The following is a 19,920-nucleotide window of genomic DNA, read 5'->3' as shown; positions in this document are numbered from 1 at the left end:
GATGGGGGAGATGGCCCAGATGCTGGAGCGTCTCCCTGCTGACGAACGGCGTCGTCTGCTGCGAACCTCGGACGGAGCGCCCCGCGCGGAGCGCGGCCCAGATTCGTCCAGGGCTGCGGTTCCATGGAGCCGGTGCATGGTCTCGCCGAGCTGATGGGAACGGTCTCCCGGCATTCAGAGATGTCTCACCGAATCGAATCGAACCGCCGTCGTGGTGGCCAGGTGGCGGAGAGCTTGCTCGGACGGGCTGTCGGGTGGTGCGGTCCAGATGACGATGTGCTGGTCGGGGACGTTGGTGCTGGTCAGGGTGTCCCAGTCGAGCGTGAGGGTGCCGGCGACGGGGTGGTGGAAGATTTTGTTGCCGGTGCTTTGGACGGCGACTTCGCGCGCCTGCCACCAGTGCTGGAAGTCGGTGTGCGGTGTCATCCGTGTCACGAGGGCCTGGAGGCGGGGGTCGTCCGGGCGGTGTGCGGTGTGCATGCGGAGGTAGGCCACGCAGGCGTGGGCTCCGGTCTCCCAGTCGTCGTAGAGGGCGCGCAGTGCGGGGTCGTTGAACAGGAGCCAGACGTAGTTGCGGTCCTGCTCGGGGATCTGTCCGAAGTCGGTGAGGAGGGCTGCGGCGAGTCGGTTCCAGGCCAGGACGTCCATGGTGTCGGACAGGACCAGCGCGGGGGACTGGGTGAGCTGGTCGAGGAGGCGCCGGGTGTGTGCGGTGACGGCGCTGTCGGGCCGGGTGGGCGGCTGGACCGGTGGGTGGCCGGCGAGGCCGAAGAGGTAGGCGCGCTGGTCGTCGGTGAGGCGTAGTGCCTGGGCGATGGCGTGCAGGACGGGGAGGGATGCCTGCATGCGGCCCTGCTCGACGCGCGTGTAGTAGTCGGTGCTGATCGAAGCGAGCTCCGCCACTTCCTCACGGCGCAGACCCGGCACCTTGCGGTGGGGGCCGGTGTCGGGCAGGCCGACCTGTCCGGGTTCCAGGCCGGCCCGGCGGGTCTTGAGGAAGGTGCCCAGTTCCTTCTGGTCCCGGTGGGAGCTGCTCATGGTTCCAGTGTGGCAGTGAGCCCGTGCGGGGGTCAGCGGGGCAGCGACTGGTCGGTGTCGGGGGTGCGCTGGGTGGTGTCGGCCCAGGAGGCGAGGATGCACAGGGCGTCGTGGGAGGGGGTGCCGGGTTCGGCGGTCCAGATGACGAGCTGCTGGTCGGTGTGGGTGGTGGAGGCGAGGGTGTCCCAGTCGAGGGTCAGTTCGCCGACGAGGGGGTGGTTGAGGGTTTTGGTGCCGACGCCGCGTACGGCGACGTGGTGGGCGGCCCACCAGGTGCGGAAATCGGCGTCCTGCACCGACAGCTCTCCGACGAGGGCGGCCAGACGCGGGCTGTCGGGGTCGCGGGCGGCTTCCATACGCAGCTGAGCCACGCAGGTGTGGGCCACGTTCTTCCAGTCGGTGTACAGCTTCCGCATGGCCGGGTCGGTGAAGAGCAGGCGCAGATAGTTCCGGTGCTTTTCCGGAATTCTCGCGAAGTCCGTGACGAGGGCCGCTGCAAGTGGATTCCAGGCGAGAATGTCCATACGGCGGCCGAGGACAATTCCCGGTGTGGTGCCCAGGTCGTCGAGGAGTCGTTGCAGCCGGGGCTGCACCTGCTGCGGTGCGCGGCGCGTCGGCCGGTCGGGCAGGCGGCCGGCGAGGCCGAAGAGGTAGGCCCGCTGATCGGCATCAAGCCGCAGGACTCGGGCGAGCGTGTTCAGCACGGGCGCAGAGCCCTGGATGCGTCCCTGTTCCAGGCGGGTGTAGTAGTCGGTGCTGATCGACGCCAGCCGGGCAACCTCTTCGCGCCTGAGCCCCGTGACCCGGCGGCGGCCCCCGGTGTCGGGCAGGCCGGCCGCGGAGGGGCTCAGCTCGGCACGGCGAGCTTTGAGGAAGGCCCCGAGCTCGCCGGGGCGTGCATGACTGCTCATGCTGCCCAGGGTCGCTCGGGACGCAACCGTAGTGCCAGGGATATTTCTCTCCCTGGATGGATTCATCCCAGGATGAAAGTCTCCTCTCACAGCGACGTTGAATGCGTGCGAGTGTGAAGTCGTCAGGAAATGACGACGGGGGCGATGAGCCGGAACACGCCGCCCCCCGAATGCCCTACTCCGCAGAATTCTGGGAACTGCTTATGTCCTCCATCGACCGCGTACTTGTCGTCGGAGCCACGGGCCGCACCGGCCGACATGTCGTCGACGCAGCCGCCGGCCACGGTCTGTCCCCGCTCGCCCTGGCCCGCAACGAAGCCCGGGCCCGCGAGATCCTGCCCGGCACCGAGATCGTCACCGGCGACCTCACCAGCGTGCAGAGCCTGGCGGACGCCGTCCGCGACATCGACGCCGTGATCTTCGTCCACGGGTCCGACGACGATGCGCGCCCCGAGTCCTTCGAGCGCATCGACTACGGCGGCGTCGCCAACGTCCTGCGCGCCCTGGGCACACGGCGGCCCCGGATCGTCCTCCAGACGACGATCTTCGTCACCCGCCGGGAGCACTACTTCAACGACGGCGGGCACGCCCTGGACTTCAAGCGCCGCTCCGAACGCCTTGTCCGGCTCAGCGGCGCCCCGTACACGATTGTCCGTCCGGGCTGGCTGGATGCCGGACCGGACGGGGAGCACCTGCGGATCGAGCAGGGCGACACCGGCGAGGACGGTGTCAGCCGCGAAGCACTCGGTGCCCTCCTGGTCGAGGCGCTGCTCGACGATCAGGCGATCGGGAAGACCTTCGAGGTCTTCTCCGGCCCCGGCCCGGCCACCACCGACTTCACCTCCCTGTTCGGTATGGCCCAGCCGGACCGTTCGGGCGCCCTGGACGCGGTCAAGGACACGGCCAACCTCCCGCTCGACGCCGAACCCGACCGCATCCGGGACGACCTCGCGCAACTGCGCACCCACTGAGACCCCCCTTTCACGACCGCACCACACGAAAACTTTCAGGAGCAGATGATGGACGCCGTCACCTTCCCCAACGGCCAGGTCACCATGGCCGGCACCCTCTACACGCCCGAGGACTTCGACCCCGGCCGCCGGTACGCGGCGATCGTGGTCGTCCACCCCGGCGGCGGTGTGAAGGAACAGGCAGCCGGCCTGTACGCCGGCAAACTGGCCGAGCAGGGCTTCGTGGCGCTCGCCTTCGACGCCTCCTTCCAGGGCGACAGCGGCGGCGAGCCGCACCACCTGGAAGACCCCTACGCCCGCGTCGAGGACGTCCGCGCGGCCGTCGACCACCTGCAGACCCTCGACTACGTCGACCCGGAGCGCATCGGAGCCCTCGGCATCTGCGCCGGAGGCGGATACGCGGTGAACGCCGCCATGACCGACTACCGCATCAAGGCCCTCACCACCGTCAGCGCCGTCAACATCGGCACCAGCTTCCGCCGCGGCTGGTACGGCACCGACTCCGACGCCGCCGCCGTCCCCACCCTCCAGTCCCTGGCCCAGCAGCGCACCGCCGAGGCCGCGAAGGGCGCCGACCCGGCCTACCTGCCCTATGTCCCGCCGGAGCCGGACGAGAACACCCCGCGCGACCTGGTCGAGGCCGGCGACTACTACCTCACGCCGCGAGCCCAGCACCCCAACGCCAAGAACAAGTTCCTGTTCACCAAGAGCGTCTCGCGGATCTTCACCTTCGACGCCTTCCACATGGTCGAGGACCTGCTCACCCAGCCCCTCCTCATCGTCGCAGGCAGCGAAGCCGGATCCCTGTGGATGTCCACCGAACTCCACGGCCGCGCCCGCAGCACCAAGGAACTGAAGGTCGTCGAGGGCGGCACGCACATGGACTTCTACGACGTCCCCAAGTACGTCGACCAGGCCATCGCCACCGCCACTCCCTTCTTCACCGAGCACCTGACGGCCCGGCCCGCCCGGCAGGACTGACCGCCCCCGCGTTACACGGCCGCGGCGGTCGGGCACACATGCGCACGACCGCCGCCCACGGGCCGAAGAGCCCACCCCGGCGCCGGCCGTCACCACGGCAGAGGAGACTTCCGATCATGAGCAGCGTGCCCGAGTCACTCCGGCTGCGCCGGCCGGTGTCCCCGCTGGAGCTGTTCTACGACCTCGTCTTCGTCTTCGCGGTCTCCCAGCTCTCCCACCACCTGCTCGAGCACCAGGACTGGCGCGGCGCCGCCGAGACCGCCGTGCTCCTGGTCGCGGTGTTCGGAACGTGGGCCTACACCAGCTACGAGGCCACCCTCCTGGACATCCAGCGCGACGTCACCCGGTGGATGGTCGTCATCGTCATGGGCCTGGGCCTGTTCATGAACGCAGCCATCACCCACGCCTTCGACGACCGCGCCTGGCTCTTCGTCGTCCCCCTGCTGCTGATCCTCTTCTTCGCAAGCGCCGTGACCGCGGCGGCCGGCCGCACGGACGTGCTGCGCGAGCACTTCCGGCGCACCCTCGTGTGGATCGCGGCCTCCGCACCCTTGTGGATCACCGGCGCCGCCGTGGGCTCGGGCGCCCGCTTGTGGTGGTGGGCCGCAGCCGCCCTGGTTGACCTCACCGGCACCTGGCTGGCCCACCCCCTGCCGCAACGCGCGCTCAGCAGCCGGGAGCTGCCCTTCGACGCCGAGCACATGATCGAACGCCTCCGCCTGTTCTTCATCGTCCTGCTCGGCGAGACCGTCCTGACCGCCGGACGCGTGATGGCCGACGCCCCCGTCGACGTGCCCAGCATCGTCGCGACCGCCGGTGTGTTCACCGCCCTGGTGTGCCTGTGGGCGTTGTACTTCGGCGGCGGCGAGGACGTCTTCCGTACCGCCGTGGAAACCACCGCCGACCCCGTCCGGTCCGTCCGCCTCGGCGTCAACAGCGCCTACCTCGTCCTGGCCGCCCTGGTCGCCCTGGCGGTGGGCAGCGAACTCGTCATCGCGCACTCCCTCGGCCACGGCTCCGTCACACTCGCACTGCTCCTCTTCGGCGGCCCCGCGCTCTATCTGGCCGCCACCGGCTGGTTCTTCCACGCCACCGCCCACGGAGCCTGGACTCAACGACTCGCCGCCTGCGCCGCCTGCATCGCGGCCGGCACCGCCGCAATCTGGCTGCCCCCGCTCGCCTCCCTCGCCCTCCTCGACGTCATCCTCACCGCCACCGCCATCGCCGTCACCCGCGCCCACCACACCCTCACGCGCTCGCTGCAAGCCACTGCGGACGCGTGACCTGCCCGCCCGAACCCGTCGGACGGACACCACAAGAGAACACGGCGAACACGGACAGCAGCTCCGCTTCAACAGCTCACAGGAGCCCGTCCGTATCGAAGCCGGAGAGCTGGAGACCCGCGCAAGGACCAGCCGCCGGCACCTCCAGAACACAACCGGAACCCACGCACGACAAGGAGATGGCCGTCATGGCCAACGACACTCAGGCCCAGGCCGCGTTCGACCAGTTCGTCCAGCTGTGGACCACAGGAACAACCGCAGGCCGCCGCGCCCCCGTACTGCGCCGCCCCGACGAGGTCGGGCTGGAGTACGAGGACGTCACCTTCCCGTCCATGGACGGCGTGCCGCTGGAGGGCTGGTTCATGCCCGCCGACTCCGACCGGCTCGTCATCCACAACCACTTCCTGCCGGGCAACCGCTACGGCTACCCCGGCCACCTGCCGGAGTTCGGCGGACTCGGCGGCTTCGAGGTCAGCTTCCTGCCCGAGTACAAGGCTCTGCACGACGCCGGCTACAACATCCTGGCCTACGACATCCGCAACCACGGACTCAGCGGCCAGGGCAACGGCGGCATCGCCGGCATCGGCCTGCTCGAATACCGCGACGTCATCGGCTCCCTGCGATACGCCGCCACCCGCCCGGACACCAAGGACATGACCAAGGTCCTGCTCTCGGTCTGCCTCGGTGCGGACTCCACTGCCGTCGCCTGGTCCAAGCATCCAGAAGAGTTCGCCGAGATCCAGGCCATGGTCATGCTCCAACCCGTCTCGGCACGCCCCATCGTCGAAGAGTTCGTCAAGGCCATCGGCATGCCCGACGGCTACGACAAGTTCGACAAGGCCGTCCACGAACGCACCGGCTTCCACCTCGCCGAGCAGTCCCCCGTCGAACACGTCAAGGCCGTCACCGTGCCCACCCTCGTGGCGCAAGTCCACGACGACAGCATGACCCGGCCCGAAGACGTGCAGTCGATCTACGACGCCCTGCCCATGGCAGACAAGGAACTGCACTGGATCAGGGGCACGACGCGACGCTTCGACGGGTACAACTACTTCGGAGAACACCCCGAAGTCCCCATCGACTGGTTCAACCAGCACCTCAAGTGACCCCGCGCAACCTCAACGGCACCCCGCGACCAGGCACGACACCGGGCGCGGGATGCCCCATGCGACACCCCGGCCCCCGAGGAGCCGGCTACAGAGTCCAGACCACCCAGCACCCCGACGGTGCGCCTGATGCCGTACGTCTTGCCGATCGCCGTAGACCGGTGGCGAGGTCGGCCACCCGGTGCCGCAGCGCCTGGAAGGACCCGACGGGGCGGCCGAACTGCTCGCGCTCGCGGACGTAGCCGAGCGCGTCGTCGAAGGCGCGGCGGGCCAGGCCCAGCATGTTCGAGGCGAGGAAGAGACGCTCGTGGTTGAGTCCGGCCATCAGCTGCCGCCAGCCGTCGTCGACCTGTCCCACCACGGCGTCGGCGGGCAGCCGGACGCCGGTCAGGAAGACGTCGTTGACTTCCCGGCCGCCCATGGTGTCGATGCCCCGCACCTCCACGCCCGGGGTGTCGGCGGGCAGGTGGAACATGGTCAGTCCGCCGTGCTTGTCCTCGCCGGTGCGGGCCACCAGCAGGATGCTCCGCGCGCAGTGGGCGTTGGATATCCAGGTCTTCTGCCCATCGATCAGCCACGTCCCGTCGGCCGCCCGCCGGGCCCGGTGAAACCCCCGGCCGGGACCATCCCGTAGGAGGTCTCCTCCAGGAAGAGGCAGGCGTCGGCGAGCCCGCCGCCGGCACCCCGTACTCCTCGGGCAGGCACACCCCGAGCCAGCCCAGTTCGGCGAGCCTGCCGTACAGCCCGGGGTGGAACGCGGACTGCTCTTCGGTGAGACGACTTCCCATCAAGTCCCCCAGGATGCGTGTGACAAAGTGGTGGCAGTTGTTTCTCGATCGCCCGGGACGGAGGTGCCGCTTCGTGACCACGGCCGCGAAGACCGAGACGGAGGATCCGACGGCGCGGCGCATCCTCGACGCGGCGCTGGAGCAGTTCACCGTCTTCGGCCTGCGCCGTTCCTCCATGGACGACGTCGCCAAACGGGCCGGTGTCTCCCGTGTCACCGTCTACCGGCGCTTCGGGACCAAGGACACGCTGGTCGAGCAGACCCTGCTGCGCGAGAACAGCCGGTTCTTCCAGCGACTGGACCAAGCGGTGGCCGCGCTGCCGACCATGGGGGAACGGGTCGTCGAGGGGTTCGTGGTCGCCCTGCGCCACACCCGCGCCCACCCCCTCTTCGGAGGACTGCTGCGGCTGGAGCCCGAGGTGGTGCTGCCGTACCTGACCGTGCACGGCGGTTCCTCGCTCGCCGCCACCGTCGACTACGTGACGGGCCACCTGCGCCGGGCGCAGCAGGCCGAGGGACGGCCCGGCGACGACCCGCGACCCGTCGCCGAACTCATGGTGCGGGTGGCCGTCTCCTTCCTGCTCAACCCCGCCAGCTGTATCGAGATGGACGACGAGGACCAGGCCCGCGCCTTCGCCCGCCGCTACCTGGCCCCGCTCCTCAACGCCTGAACGACCGTGCACCGAGCGGCGGCCGGCACCTCGAAGGAGGTCAGCGCGACCGGCGGGGCGAAGCGCTGCACGGTCGTCGACTGCACCGCCGTGAACGCCCGCACCCCCTCCGCGCCGTGGATCCGCCCGAACCCGGAGCCCCGCGAGCCGCCGAACGGCAGCGTCGGCACGGCCGCGAAACCCAGCACCGAGTTCACCGACACCGCTCCCGCGCGCAGCCGCGCCGCGATCGCGGCCCCGGTGCGCCGGCTGCCGCAGAACGCCGCGGCCCCCAGGGCGTACCGGGAGTCGTTGGCGCGGGCCACCGCCACGACGGGCGCGACGTAGGGCGCCCGGACCGACTCGGGGCCGCCCAGCAGGGCCCGCGCGCCCGACGACACCGCCTCGGTCACCTGCCGCTCCACGGTCTCGAGCTGGCCCGGCAGGGTCATCGGACCGTAGTGCGCGTCCCCGCCGGGGCCCGGCCGCAGCGCGCCGGCGCGCCGCACCACCCGTTCGCACAGCGCCTCGTGGATCTCGCGCACGGCGTAGACGCGCTCCACTCCCGCACAGGCCTGCCCGGCGTTGCTGAACGCGCCCCACACGAGCGCGTCGGCGGCGGCGTCCAGGTCCGCGTCCGCGGTGACGATCACGGCGTCCTTGCCGCCGCACTCGGCGAGGAAAGGGGTCAGCGTCTCGGCGCAGACCGCCGTCACCTTGCGCGCCGTCCCGGGCGACCCGGTGAACGCCAGCTTGTCGACCCCGGCGCGGGCCAGCGCCTCCCCGGTGGCCGCGGCGCCGGTGACGGCGGTGAACAGCCCGGCGTGCGGGGGCACGGCCTCGTCGAACAGTGCGGCGAGCAGGACACCGGCGCCCGGGGTCGGTTCGGACGGCTTGAGGACCACCGCGTTCCCCGCCGCCAGGGCGTACCCGACGGAGCCCATCGGGGTGTAGCAGGGGTAGTTCCACGGGCCGAGCACGCCGACCACCCCCAGCGGCCGGTGCACCAGCGAGGCCCGTTGAGGACCACCTCCAGTTCGGCGTCACCGGCCGGCTTGCCGGTCTCCTCGGCGACGGTCCGGGCGACGGTGCCCAACTCGCGGCGTCCGGGGCGGTGTCGGTCATCGGGTCCCCCAGTGAATCGAAGATACAAAATCCATATACTTGTTTCACGGGGGTGTGGGGGGCAATGGGTTCGTCGATACTCGCCGGGGTCGTCTGGTCGTACCTCCGGCGGTACTCGGCGCCCCGTCAGCCGTCACCGACAGTGACTGTTTCTGATCGGGTCCGACTGGTTCTGGGTCATGCCGGAACGGTTGTGTATCCGGCTTATCGGTCTGTCGTACGAGGCCTCATACCAGAGCGGGACGTTGTCCGAGGGACTTTGGCAACTGCCCACCGCACATGAGGGGCAGCCGACTACTGTCAGTGTCCGTCGGGCGACGTAGGGCCGACGGACCAGTCACGGACCAGTACGAGGACACCGATGTCTCACCTCCGCGCCCCGGCCGCGCGAGCAGACCGCCGCGAGGGCGGACGGCACGGCCGGCCGGCCCCACGTACCACCGCCGCGCTGCCCGAGACCCACATACGGCCCCAACTCCTGAGGCTCGCCGTCCTGCCACCGGTCGCGGTCGCCCTCGGCGCCTGCGCGGTCGTCCTGTTCACCGTCCGGTCCACCGGGGTGCGACCCGGCCCCGTCCTGTGGGGCGTACTGGCCGGGGCGGTCTCGGTGACCGTCGCCGCCGTCGTCATCGCCGCGGTCGCCGCCGACCGCGCCGCGCGGTCCGTGCACGAGCGCGTCGGCGCACTGCGCCGCAGCACCGCGCGCCAGGAAGGCGACCTGCGCGCCGTCGTGGAGGCGTTGCGCCGGGGCGAGTCCCCGGCCCCGCGCACCCCGCGCGGCGGACCGCCGGACGACGCCGACGACTTCGAACTGCTCGCCGCCGACCTCTCCCGCGCCCACGACGGCGCCGTCACCGCCGTCGTCCGCGCCGCCCAGCTCTCCAGCCAGGCGGGCAGCGAACAGAAGCTGGAGGTCTTCGTCAACCTCGCGCGGCGTCTGCAGTCCCTGGTGCACCGGGAGATCTCCATCCTGGACGAGCTGGAGAACGAGATCGAGGACCCCGACCTCCTCAAGGGCCTCTTCCACGTCGACCACCTCGCCACCCGCATCCGGCGCCACGCCGAGAACCTCGCCGTGCTCGGCGGTGCCGTCTCCCGCCGCCAGTGGAGCAACCCGGTCGACATGACCGAGGTGCTGCGCTCGGCCATCGCCGAGGTCGAGCAGTACTCCCGGGTCCGGCTGGTCCCGCCGATCGACGGCACCCTGCGCGGCCACGCGGTCGCCGACGTCATCCACCTGCTGGCCGAACTCGTCGAGAACGCCACCCTGTTCTCCGCGCCGCAGACCCAGGTGCTGATGCGCGCCAACCTCGTCACCTCGGGCCTCGCCGTCGAGGTCGAGGACCGCGGACTGGGCATGCCCGTCGGTGAGCAGGACCGGATGAACGCCCTGCTCGCCGACCCCGACCAGGTCAACGTCGCCCGCCTGCTCGCGGACGGGCGCATCGGACTGTTCGTCGTCTCCCAGCTCGCCAAGCGGCACGGGATCACCGTGCGGCTGCAGACCAACATCTACGGCGGTGTCCAGGCCGTCCTGGTCGTGCCGCAGGCGCTGCTGGGCACGGAGCCGGGTGCGCTCCCCGGGGGTGCCGCCCACCCGGCCACGGTCACCGGTGCCGGACCGGTGGACGTGGCGTCGCCCCGGCAGCCGTTGCGGGCCGTGTCGCCCGCGGTGCCACCGGCTCCGGACGTGTCCGCCACGGCGCACGTACCGTCCCTGGGCACACGGGACTTCGCCGCACCGGCCTTCGGCGCAGCGGCCTTCGGCACACCGACTCCGGCCGCACCGGCCGCACCGCTGCCGGTTGTCCCCGCTTCCGAGGCACTCGGCCCGGTCGAGGCCCGCCGGGACGCCGGCGAACCCGTGCCGCTGCCCGTGCGCGGCACGCACCGGAACCGCGCCACCCCGGCCGCCGCCGTGCCCGGAGTACGGCCCGAGGACCGGGGCGTCCTCGCCGAACACGCGAACACCCCGCCCGTCCCGCGGCACAGTGCGGTGCGCGGCACCATGGGGAAGCCCCAACTGCCGCGCCGCCGTGCCCAGGAGCACATCGTGCCCCAGTTGCGCGGTGGCCCCGCGCCCCGCCAGGAACCCGAGCAGTACACCGGGCACGACCCGGGCCTGATGGCGGCCTTTCAGCGCGGCGTCGGCCTCGCGGAGGCCCAGCAGCACGGCGAACCCGCGCCCCTGACACCGGCCCAGGGCGATCCGGGCGTGACGGCCGAATGACCATCCCCGCCCCCACGACGACCCCCGTCTCCCCGCACGCCCCCGTGACCATCCCCACCCCCGTGACCATCCCCACCCCCGCGACCACCCCCACCCCCTGACCCGCGCTCCCGCAGACCTTCGTACCCCAAGGAGTCGATCCACCATGGCGAGCGATGCGCCGACCGGCCAAGTGTCCGACCTCGACTGGCTGATGAGCGGCCTCGTCCAGCGCGTGCCGCACACCAGCAGCGCGGTGCTCCTGTCCGCCGACGGACTGGTGAAGTCCGTCCACGGACTCGACGCCGACAGCGCCGACCACATGGCGGCCCTGGCCTCCGGCCTGTACTCCCTCGGCCGCAGCGCCGGCGTCCGCTTCGGCGACGGCGGGGACGTGCGGCAGGTCGTCGTCGAACTCGACTCGACCCTGCTCTTCGTCACCACCGCGGGCTCCGGCACCTGCCTCGCCGTGCTGGCCGGCCGCGAGGCCGACGCGGCCGTCCTCGGCTACGAGATGGCGATGCTGGTCAAGAGCGTCCGCCCCTATCTGGTCACCGCGCCCCGGCAGCACGCCGTCGAACCCCCGGCGATGAGGCCTTGACGGTGGCCGCGGCCGGCGACGGGCCCTGGCTCGACGACGCCGCCGGACGGCTGGTGCGCCCTTTCACCGTCAGCAACGGCCGTACCCGGCCCACCGTCGCGCTCGACCTGATGTCCCAGGTCATGGCCACCGGGGCGACCCCCCTCGGCTACCTGGGACCCGAGCACACGCAGGCACTCGACCTGTGCCGGGCGCCCCTCCCGGTCGCCGAACTCGCCGCCCACATGCGGCTTCCGGTGGCGGTCACCAAGGTGCTGCTCTCGGACCTCGTCGACTGCGGCGCGCTGACCACCAAACCCCCCGCCGCGTTCCACCACCACCCCACGGACCGGGCCCTTCTGGAGGCAGTGCTCGATGGACTACGACGACAGCTCTGACCACACGCACGGCGAAGGCGCCGACCCGTTCCCCACCGCCCTGAAGATCCTCGTGGCGGGCGGATTCGGCGTCGGCAAGACGACCTTCGTCGGCGCGGTCAGCGAGATCGCGCCGCTGAGCACGGAGGAACTGCTCACCACGGTCAGCGCCGCGACCGACAACCTCGACGGAATCGAGAACAAACTCGAAACGACCGTGGCCATGGACTTCGGCCGCCTCACCCTCGACGCCGAACACGTCCTGTACCTGTTCGGGACACCCGGCCAGGAACGCTTCTGGTTCATGTGGGACGAACTGTGCGAGGGCGCGCTCGGGGCGGTGATCATCGCGGACACCCGCCGCCTGGAGGAGTCCTTCGCCGCCGTCGACTTCTTCGAGGAACGCGGACTCGGCTTCGTCGTCGCGATCAACGAGTTCGACGGCTCCTACCGCTACGACCCCGAGGAGGTGCGCGCGGCCATGGACCTGCACCCCGAGATCCCGATCGTGCGCTGCGACGCCCGGATCTCCAGCTCCGGCGTACAGACGCTGCTGACCCTCGTACGCCACCTCATCGCCCACACCCCGGCCCCGACGCCGGGGTTCGGCGCCGGAGTCCGCCCATGAGCTACGACCCGCCGCGGCCGGCCGGACGTCTGCTGCTCACCCCCGAGGACCGGGAGGCCCCCGAGCGGGTACGACGGCTGCGCCGGCTCGGGCTCGCGGAACGCGCCGACCCGGCCCTCGACGCCTTCGCCACGCACCTCGCCGGCCTCGCCGAGGCGCCGTACGCGATGGTCAACTTCCTGGTCGAGGGCGGGCAGTTCTTCGCGGGCCTGCGGGTGCCGGACGTTCCTCCGGTGACGCGCGGGGACGGGACCAGTCCCGAGTTCGGCCGGGTCCAGCCCCGCGACCACGGCTTCTGCCCCCATGTGGTGGTCCGGCGCAAGGCGCTGGTTCTGGAGGACGTGCGCGACTACCCGCGCTTCGCGGGCAACCCCGTCGTCGACACGTTCGGCATCCGGTCCTACCTCGGAGCCCCGCTCATCGACAGTACGGGGACGGTCCTCGGCACCGTGTCCGCCGCCGACGTACGGCCCCGGACCTGGGGGACCGAGGGCCTGGCGACGATCAAGTCGACGGCCACCGACCTCGTACGGCGCATCGAGCGCAGCGCGGAGGACGGGTTCCCCCTGTGAGCGGCGGGCGCGTGCGGGCCCTCGCCGGGCGCGTGAAGCAAAGCTGCGGCCGGGCTTAAGAAAGGCTCGATGGACCGGGGACGGTGTCGTACGGCAGATTGCTGTGCGATTCCCCTCCCCTCCCCGGACGCGGGCCGCTTCGGCATGCCCACGGCCGGGACCTCACCCCCGTCAGGAGCCGTAGCGTTGAAGGCGCTGGTCAAGGAGAAGGCGGAGCCCGGGCTGTGGCTCGCGGACGTCCCGGAGCCCACCATCGGGTCCGGTGACGTCCTCATCAAGGTGCTGCGCACCGGCATCTGCGGCACCGACCTGCACATCCGGGCCTGGGACGGCTGGGCGCGGCAGGCCATCCGCACCCCGCTCGTCGTCGGCCACGAGTTCGTCGGCGAGGTCGTCGACACGGGGCGCGACGTCACCGACATCAAGGCCGGCGACCGGGTCAGCGGCGAGGGCCACCTGGTCTGCGGCAAGTGCCGCAACTGCCTGGCCGGCCGGCGCCACCTGTGCCGCGCCACCGTCGGCCTCGGCGTCGGCCGGGACGGGGCCTTCGCCGAGTACGTGGCCCTGCCCGCGTCCAACGTCTGGGTGCACCGCGTCCCCGTCGACCTCGACGTCGCCGCGATCTTCGACCCGTTCGGCAACGCCGTGCACACCGCGCTGTCCTTCCCGCTGGTCGGCGAGGACGTCCTCATCACCGGCGCCGGACCGATCGGCCTGATGGCCGCCGCCGTGGCCCGGCACGCCGGCGCCCGCAACGTCGTCATCACGGACGTGAGCGAGGAGCGGCTGGAACTGGCCCGCAAGGTCGGCGTCAGCCTCGCCCTGAACGTCTCGCACGCCACCATCGCCGACGGACAGCGCGAACTGGGCCTGCGCGAGGGCTTCGACATCGGCCTGGAGATGTCCGGCCGCCCCGAGGCCGTGCGCGACATGATCGCCAACATGACGCACGGCGGCCGGATCGCCATGCTCGGCCTGCCCGCCGAGGAGTTCCCGGTCGACTGGGCCCGTGTCGTCACCTCCATGATCACCATCAAGGGCATCTACGGCCGCGAGATGTTCGAGACCTGGTACGCCATGTCCGTGCTGCTCGAAGGCGGCCTCGACCTCGCCCCCGTGATCACCGGCCGCTACTCCCACCGCGACTTCGAGGCCGCCTTCGCCGACGCCGCGAGCGGCCGCGGCGGCAAGGTCATCCTCGACTGGACCGCGTGAAGACGTACGTATCCTCTTAGGAGCTTGTGAGATGTTCGACTCCGTGCGCGACGATCTGCGCGCCACCCTCGACGAGATCCGCGCCGCCGGGCTGCACAAGCCCGAGCGCGTCATCGGCACCCCGCAGTCCGCGACCGTCAACGTCACCGCGGGCGGCCGCCCCGGCGAGGTCCTCAACTTCTGCGCCAACAACTACCTCGGTCTCGCCGACCACCCCGAGGTCGTCTCCGCCGCCCACGAGGCGCTGGACCGCTGGGGCTACGGCATGGCGTCCGTGCGCTTCATCTGCGGCACCCAGGAGGTGCACAAGGAGCTGGAGGCCCGGCTCTCCGCGTTCCTCGGCCAGGAGGACACGATCCTCTACTCCTCCTGCTTCGACGCCAACGGCGGCGTCTTCGAGACCCTCCTCGGCCCCGAGGACGCGGTGATCTCCGACGCCCTCAACCACGCCTCGATCATCGACGGCATCCGCCTGTCCAAGGCCAAGCGCCTGCGCTACGCCAACCGCGACATGGCCGACCTGGAGGCACAGCTCAAGGCCGCGGGCGAGGCCCGCCGCAAGCTGATCGTCACCGACGGCGTCTTCTCCATGGACGGCTACGTCGCCCCGCTCGACGAGATCTGCGACCTCGCCGACCGCTACGACGCCATGGTCATGGTCGACGACTCGCACGCCGTGGGCTTCGTCGGCCCCGGCGGCCGCGGCACCCCCGAGCTGCACGGCGTCATGGACCGCGTCGACATCATCACCGGTACCCTCGGCAAGGCCCTCGGCGGCGCCTCCGGCGGCTACGTCGCCGCCCGCGCCGAGATCGTCGCCCTGCTGCGCCAGCGCTCCCGGCCCTACCTCTTCTCCAACACCCTCGCCCCGGTGATCGCCGCCGCCTCCCTCAAGGTGCTCGACCTGCTGGAGTCGGCCGACGACCTGCGCGTACGGCTCGCCGAGAACACCGCCCTGTTCCGCCGCCGGATGACCGAGGAGGGCTTCGACATCCTCCCCGGCGACCACCCCATCGCGCCCGTCATGATCGGCGACGCGACGAAGGCGGGCCGCATGGCGGAGCTGCTCCTGGAGCGCGGCGTGTACGTGATCGGCTTCTCCTACCCGGTCGTCCCGCAGGACAAGGCCCGCATCCGCGTCCAGCTGTCCGCCGCCCACTCCACCGACGACGTCAACCGCGCGGTGGACGCCTTCGTGGCCGCCCGGGGGCAGCTCGCGGCCTGATGCCCCCGGTGACCTGAGAGAATCGATCCCATGATCGAGGCGCGGCGGCTGCACATCCTGCGAGCGGTGGCGGACCACCGCACCGTGACGGCGGCTGCCGCCGCGCTGTACCTCACCCCGTCGGCGGTCTCCCAGCAGCTCGCCGCGCTGGAGCAGGAGACCGGGCACCGCCTGGTCGAGCGCGGTGCCAAGGGCGTACGGCTCACCGCGGCGGGCGAAATCCTGCTCAGCCACACCAACGCCGTCCTCGCCCAGCTGGAGCGGGCCGAGGCCGAGCTGGCCGCCTACGGCTCGGGCGAGGCGGGCACGGTCACGGTCGCCTCCTTCGCGACCGGCATCGCCCTCGTCGTCGCGCCCGCCCTGGCCCGCCTCGCCGACTCGGCTCCCGGCATCCGGGTCCGCGTCCAGGACGCCGAGGGCGACGCCAGCCTGCCGATGGTCCTCGACCGGCAGGTCGACGTCGCCGTCGCCGTCGAGTACCGCGGGGCACCGGCCGCCGACGACCCGCGCCTGACCCACGTCCCCCTGTACGCCGAGCCCTTCGACGCGGTCGTCCCGGTCGCCCACCGCCTCGCCGACGCCGACGAGGTGCCGCTCGCGGAGCTGGCCAAGGACACCTGGATCGGCCCCTACCCCGGCAACCCGTGCCACGACGTGGTCGTGCTGGCCTGTGAGAGCGCCGGGTTCCAGCCCCGCCTCGAACACTCCTCGGACGACTTCCGCGCCGTGGTGTCCCTCGCCGCGGCCGACGCCGGGGTGGCGCTCGTCCCGCGCTCGGCACTGCTCGGCACCGACCTGACCGGCGTGGTCGTCCGCCCGGTCGACGGGGTGGCGCCCACCCGCCGCGTCTTCGCGGCCGTACGGCGGGGAGCGGAGGAACACCCGCTGATCCGCCCGGTCCTCGACGCACTCGGCGACGCGGCCCGGGCGTGAGCCTTCCGTAACACGGACGTCTCACCAGCGGGATAGCGTCCCGGATATGAGAGAAGACGACGTCGCCGCAGACCCGGTGGACGCCCGCCTCGCCGCCCGCCTCGCCGCCCGGCTGGCCGAACTGCGGGCCGAACACGGCTGGTCACTGGGGGAGCTGGCGGAGCGCAGCGGGGTGAGCCGGTCCACGCTGTCCCGGGCCGAGCGGGCCGAGACCAGCCCCACCGCCGCCGTACTGAACCGCCTGTGCGCGGTCTACGGACGGACCATGTCCCGGCTGCTCAGCGAGGTCGAGGCGGAACCCGTGCTGCTGGTGCGGGCCGCCGAGCAACCCGTGTGGGAGGACCGCCCGGCCGGGTTCGTACGCCGCTCGGTGTCCCCGCCGCACGCGGGACTGCGCGGCGAACTCGTCGAGGGACGGCTCGCGGCGGGCGCCGACATCGCCTACGACCGGCCGCCGGTGCCCGGCCTGGAGCAGCACGTCTGGCTTCTCGAAGGGGTCCTGGAGATCACGGCGCAGGACGTGGAGCACCACCTCGCCGCCGGTGACTGCCTGCGGATGCGCGTGTGGGGGCCGACGCGGTTCCGGAGCCCCGGGCCCGGCGGGGCACGCTACGCGCTCGCGGTGGTGCTGCCGTGAACGTGGCCCGGGTCGACGAGCACGGGGTGACGGCGCTGCTGGACGGCTTGGCCGCGCTGCTCACCGACACCGTCGCGGGCGGCGCCTCCGTCGGCTTCCTCGCCCCGCTCACTCGCGCGCAGGCCGCGCACTGGTGGCGGGAGCGCGCCGCCGCGGTCGCCGCCGGTCGACTCGCCGTCTGGGTGGCACGGGACGGGCACCGGGTGACCGGGACCGTGAGTCTCGCCCTGCCGGACAAGCCCAACAGCCGCCACCGCGCGGAGCTGGTCAAGCTCATGGTGTCCCGCGCGGCCCGCGGCCGGGGAGTGGGCCGTCTGCTGCTGGCCACCGCCGAGGAGGCGGCCGCGGCGGCCGGAATCACCCTCCTCCACCTGGACACCGAGACCGGCAGCCCGGCCGAGCACCTGTACCGGTCCGCCGGGTGGACCCGGGCCGGCAGCATCCCGGACTACGCGGCGGACCCGCGCGGGGAACTGCGGCCGACGACGCTCTACTTCAAGCGGCTCGCGGGGCAGGTCGCGAAGGACGCCGCGGGGCAGGTCGCGGGGCAGGCCGGCGAGCGGACGGGCCCGCCCGCCGTCGCCGGGTGAATGTCAGTGGCGGCGGATACCGTGCCTGTCATGCCGGACGCAGAAGACGTACGCCGTATCGCCCTGTCCCTGCCGGACACGACGGAGAAGACCGCCTGGAGCATGCCGACCTTCCGGGTCGCGGGCAAGATGTTCGCGACGCTGCCCGAGGACGAGACCTCCCTCGCGGTGCGCTGCCCGAAGGAGGAGCGCGGCGAACTGGTGCTGGCCGAGCCGGAGAAGTTCTGGATCGCCGGACACGAGGCCCAGTTCGCCTGGGTGCGGGCCCGGCTCGCCGCGCTGGAGGGCGAGGACGAGCTGCGCGACATCCTCGCCGACTCCTGGCGCCAGGCGGCCCCGACCCGGCTGCTGGAGGCCCACCCCCGGCTGGGGCTGCCCGCCGGGAGCTGAAAACCCCTCGGGCGTTGTCAGTGCCCCGTGGCATGATCCGAAGACGTGCGTGACAGCCGGGACCGGAGGGGGGTCCCGGCCGTCGGACGAACGGTGCCACGGGAGGGCAAGGCGGGCGCAGGGGGAGCGCAAGGGGAGGGGAGAGCACGGGATGGCCGGTACGTCATGGCGGCCGACGGCGGCGCGAGCCGTCTGGTCGCGGGACTTCGCGCTGTTCTTCGCGGCCCGGGCCATCGCCCGCCTCGGCGACACCATGCTGCCCGTCGCGCTCGCCGCCGGCCTCCTCCAGCACGGGTACGGAGCGGGCGCGGTGGGCCTCGCCATGGCCGCGACGGCCGCCGCCTTCGCCGGTCTGGTCGTCTTCGGCGGAGTCCTCGCCGACCGCTTCAGCACCCGCAAGCTCATGATCGGCGCCGACCTGGTACGGCTCGGCACCCAGGCCCTGGCCGCCGCGCTCTTCTTCTCCGGGCACGTCGTGCTCTGGCAGATCTGCGCCATCGGCTTCGCCAACGGCGTCGCGGGCGCCGTCTTCCAGCCCGGCGTCGCCAGCACCGTGCCCCGGCTCGCCTCCGACGTCCAGGGGGCCAACGGCGCGATACGCGTCGCCGAGTCCGCCGCCCAGCTCGCCGGCCCCGCGGTGGCGGGCCTCCTGGTCGGCTTCGCCTCACCGGGCGGGGTCTTCGCCGCCCACGCCACCACCTACGCGATCAGCGCCCTGTGCCTCCTGCTGCTCCGGCTGCCCCCGCTCGCGCCGGGGAGCCGCGCGGTGTCCGGCCGCGGGAGCAAGGCCTTCCGCGCCGACCTGGTCCAGGGGTGGCGGGAGTTCCTCGCGCGGCGGTGGCTGTGGAGCGTCATAGCCGTCTGGTGCGTCTACATGATCGCCGTCTGGGGCCCGACCGTGCCGCTGGTCGCCACCGAGGTGGTGGGGGAGCACGGCCCGCGCGCCTACGGGCTGGTCAACTCCGCCCTGGGCGCGGGCACCGTCGTGGGCGGCCTCCTCGCCCTGCGGCTGCGGCCGGTACGCATGCTCCGGGCCGGCGCGATCGCCCTGGTCGGCTTCGCCGCCTTCCCCGCGAGCGTCGGCGCCGGGCTCGGCGTCCCCGCCATGGCGGCCGGCGCCGCCGTCGCCGGGGCCGGCATGTCCTTCTGGGGCGTGATGTGGGCGACCAGCGTGCAGACCCAGGTCCCGTCGGACGTCCTCAACCGCATCCACGCCTACGACGTGGCGGGCTCCCTCGCGATGATGCCGGTCGGCCAGGCGCTCGCGGGTCCGGCCGCCGCCGCCCTCGGCGCCGACCACGTACTGCTCGTCGCGGCTGTCACCAGCTTCGCCGTGTGCGCCGCCCTGCTGCTGATACCGGCGGTGCGCGGGCTGGTGCGGGTGGACGCGGCCGCGGCGGGACCGGGCGCGACCGCGGCCGCCGCGGCCGAGCCGTCCCGCGCACAGAAGTGCTGAAGCCGCCGCAGCGGGCGCCGGCGGACCACGCCCCGGAAAAGCGGTGCGCGACCACCGGCCCGAGTGCGGTATGGTTTTCCTGCACGTTCGGCCGGGGGAAACCCCAGGTCAGGCGGGCAGCGGGACGTGGCGCAGCTTGGTAGCGCACTTGACTGGGGGTCAAGGGGTCGCAGGTTCAAATCCTGTCGTCCCGACTGGAGACAGTCGTTGTTAGTGGGGGGGGGGGTGGTTGTTTAGAAAAAACCCCCCCCACAAT

At 72.1% G+C, this 19,920-nt stretch carries 19 protein-coding genes, 1 tRNA gene and 2 pseudogenes; 18 read left to right on the top strand and 4 right to left on the bottom strand.

Going from position 1 to position 19,920, the window contains the following annotated elements:
- Nucleotides 1-174: 174 nt before the first annotated feature.
- Nucleotides 175-1,038: a helix-turn-helix domain-containing protein gene (locus ACFV9J_RS14925; RefSeq protein ID WP_385354142.1), complete on the bottom strand. Its 864-nt coding sequence runs from the start codon at nucleotides 1,036-1,038 to the stop codon at nucleotides 175-177.
- 32 nt (nucleotides 1,039-1,070) lie between these two features.
- Nucleotides 1,071-1,949: a helix-turn-helix domain-containing protein gene (locus tag ACFV9J_RS14920; protein WP_385354140.1), complete on the bottom strand. Its 879-nt coding sequence runs from the start codon at nucleotides 1,947-1,949 to the stop codon at nucleotides 1,071-1,073.
- 203 nt (nucleotides 1,950-2,152) lie between these two features.
- On the opposite strand from ACFV9J_RS14920, the gene ACFV9J_RS14915 reads away from it, so the two are divergent.
- The 4 genes from ACFV9J_RS14915 to ACFV9J_RS14900 all read left to right on the top strand — a co-directional run bounded on the left by ACFV9J_RS14915 (nucleotide 2,153) and on the right by ACFV9J_RS14900 (nucleotide 6,290).
- The gene (locus ACFV9J_RS14915; RefSeq protein ID WP_385354138.1) at nucleotides 2,153-2,920 is read left to right on the top strand and encodes an SDR family oxidoreductase; all 768 of its coding nucleotides are present in this window, start codon (nucleotides 2,153-2,155) and stop codon (nucleotides 2,918-2,920) included.
- A 48-nt stretch (nucleotides 2,921-2,968) separates the two neighbouring features.
- Nucleotides 2,969-3,901, top strand: a complete 933-nt coding sequence (locus ACFV9J_RS14910) for an alpha/beta hydrolase (protein ID WP_385354503.1) — start codon at nucleotides 2,969-2,971, stop codon at nucleotides 3,899-3,901.
- 116 nt (nucleotides 3,902-4,017) lie between these two features.
- Entirely contained in the window at nucleotides 4,018-5,184 is a 1,167-nt protein-coding gene (locus ACFV9J_RS14905; protein WP_385354136.1) for a low temperature requirement protein A, read from the top strand.
- A 188-nt stretch (nucleotides 5,185-5,372) separates the two neighbouring features.
- Nucleotides 5,373-6,290 (top strand): alpha/beta hydrolase family protein, encoded by a 918-nt coding sequence (locus tag ACFV9J_RS14900; protein ID WP_385354134.1) that lies wholly within the window; start codon nucleotides 5,373-5,375, stop codon nucleotides 6,288-6,290.
- Between the two features lie 160 nt (nucleotides 6,291-6,450).
- Here ACFV9J_RS14900 and ACFV9J_RS14895 read toward each other — a convergent pair.
- Nucleotides 6,451-7,078, bottom strand: a pseudogene (locus tag ACFV9J_RS14895) (acyl-CoA dehydrogenase family protein); the annotation flags it as partial.
- 73 nt (nucleotides 7,079-7,151) lie between these two features.
- On the opposite strand from ACFV9J_RS14895, the gene ACFV9J_RS14890 reads away from it, so the two are divergent.
- Entirely contained in the window at nucleotides 7,152-7,748 is a 597-nt protein-coding gene (locus ACFV9J_RS14890; RefSeq protein WP_385354132.1) for a TetR/AcrR family transcriptional regulator, read from the top strand.
- On the opposite strand, the pseudogene ACFV9J_RS14885 reads toward ACFV9J_RS14890, so the two are convergent.
- Nucleotides 7,721-8,826: pseudogene (locus tag ACFV9J_RS14885) on the bottom strand (aldehyde dehydrogenase family protein); the annotation flags it as partial. The gene ACFV9J_RS14890 and the pseudogene ACFV9J_RS14885 sit on opposite strands and share 28 nt — an antisense overlap.
- A 387-nt stretch (nucleotides 8,827-9,213) precedes the next feature.
- Between ACFV9J_RS14885 and ACFV9J_RS14880 the strand changes: the two are divergent.
- From ACFV9J_RS14880 to ACFV9J_RS14820, 13 genes are all read left to right on the top strand, one after another.
- Complete coding sequence (locus ACFV9J_RS14880; protein WP_385354130.1) at nucleotides 9,214-11,082, top strand: ATP-binding protein; 1,869 nt, start codon at nucleotides 9,214-9,216, stop codon at nucleotides 11,080-11,082.
- 145 nt (nucleotides 11,083-11,227) lie between these two features.
- Nucleotides 11,228-11,662: a roadblock/LC7 domain-containing protein gene (locus ACFV9J_RS14875; protein WP_030189437.1), complete on the top strand. Its 435-nt coding sequence runs from the start codon at nucleotides 11,228-11,230 to the stop codon at nucleotides 11,660-11,662.
- 2 nt (nucleotides 11,663-11,664) lie between these two features.
- Nucleotides 11,665-12,039 (top strand): DUF742 domain-containing protein, encoded by a 375-nt coding sequence (locus ACFV9J_RS14870; RefSeq protein ID WP_385354501.1) that lies wholly within the window; start codon nucleotides 11,665-11,667, stop codon nucleotides 12,037-12,039.
- Nucleotides 12,017-12,646 (top strand): ATP/GTP-binding protein, encoded by a 630-nt coding sequence (locus tag ACFV9J_RS14865; RefSeq protein ID WP_385354128.1) that lies wholly within the window; start codon nucleotides 12,017-12,019, stop codon nucleotides 12,644-12,646. Before ACFV9J_RS14870 ends, ACFV9J_RS14865 begins: the two co-directional genes overlap by 23 nt.
- Nucleotides 12,643-13,218: a GAF domain-containing protein gene (locus ACFV9J_RS14860; RefSeq protein ID WP_385354126.1), complete on the top strand. Its 576-nt coding sequence runs from the start codon at nucleotides 12,643-12,645 to the stop codon at nucleotides 13,216-13,218. The genes ACFV9J_RS14865 and ACFV9J_RS14860 overlap by 4 nt, the downstream gene beginning before the upstream one ends.
- A gap of 186 nt (nucleotides 13,219-13,404) precedes the next feature.
- On the top strand, nucleotides 13,405-14,433 hold the full coding sequence (tdh, locus tag ACFV9J_RS14855; protein ID WP_385354124.1) for an L-threonine 3-dehydrogenase: 1,029 nt from the start codon (nucleotides 13,405-13,407) through the stop codon (nucleotides 14,431-14,433).
- A 31-nt stretch (nucleotides 14,434-14,464) separates the two neighbouring features.
- Nucleotides 14,465-15,658, top strand: coding sequence for a glycine C-acetyltransferase (locus ACFV9J_RS14850; protein WP_385354122.1), 1,194 nt, complete (start codon nucleotides 14,465-14,467; stop codon nucleotides 15,656-15,658).
- Between the two features lie 30 nt (nucleotides 15,659-15,688).
- A complete protein-coding gene (locus ACFV9J_RS14845) occupies nucleotides 15,689-16,591 on the top strand; it encodes a LysR family transcriptional regulator (RefSeq protein WP_385354120.1) in 903 nt (300 codons plus the stop codon).
- A gap of 46 nt (nucleotides 16,592-16,637) precedes the next feature.
- Nucleotides 16,638-17,228: a helix-turn-helix domain-containing protein gene (locus ACFV9J_RS14840; RefSeq protein ID WP_385354118.1), complete on the top strand. Its 591-nt coding sequence runs from the start codon at nucleotides 16,638-16,640 to the stop codon at nucleotides 17,226-17,228.
- On the top strand, nucleotides 17,225-17,818 hold the full coding sequence (locus ACFV9J_RS14835; RefSeq protein WP_385354116.1) for a GNAT family N-acetyltransferase: 594 nt from the start codon (nucleotides 17,225-17,227) through the stop codon (nucleotides 17,816-17,818). Before ACFV9J_RS14840 ends, ACFV9J_RS14835 begins: the two co-directional genes overlap by 4 nt.
- Before the next feature lie 30 nt (nucleotides 17,819-17,848).
- Entirely contained in the window at nucleotides 17,849-18,208 is a 360-nt protein-coding gene (locus ACFV9J_RS14830; RefSeq protein ID WP_385354114.1) for an MmcQ/YjbR family DNA-binding protein, read from the top strand.
- Nucleotides 18,209-18,359: 151 nt separating this feature from the next.
- Nucleotides 18,360-19,664: an MFS transporter gene (locus ACFV9J_RS14825; protein WP_385354112.1), complete on the top strand. Its 1,305-nt coding sequence runs from the start codon at nucleotides 18,360-18,362 to the stop codon at nucleotides 19,662-19,664.
- Between the two features lie 120 nt (nucleotides 19,665-19,784).
- Nucleotides 19,785-19,858: transfer RNA gene (locus ACFV9J_RS14820), tRNA-Pro, on the top strand.
- Nucleotides 19,859-19,920 lie beyond the last annotated feature (62 nt).

It is taken from the genome of Streptomyces sp. NPDC059906, from assembly GCF_042730645.1.
GTDB classification, from domain to species: domain Bacteria; phylum Actinomycetota; class Actinomycetes; order Streptomycetales; family Streptomycetaceae; genus Streptomyces; species Streptomyces rubrogriseus.
This window is presented reverse-complemented; position numbering and strand designations above follow the sequence as displayed.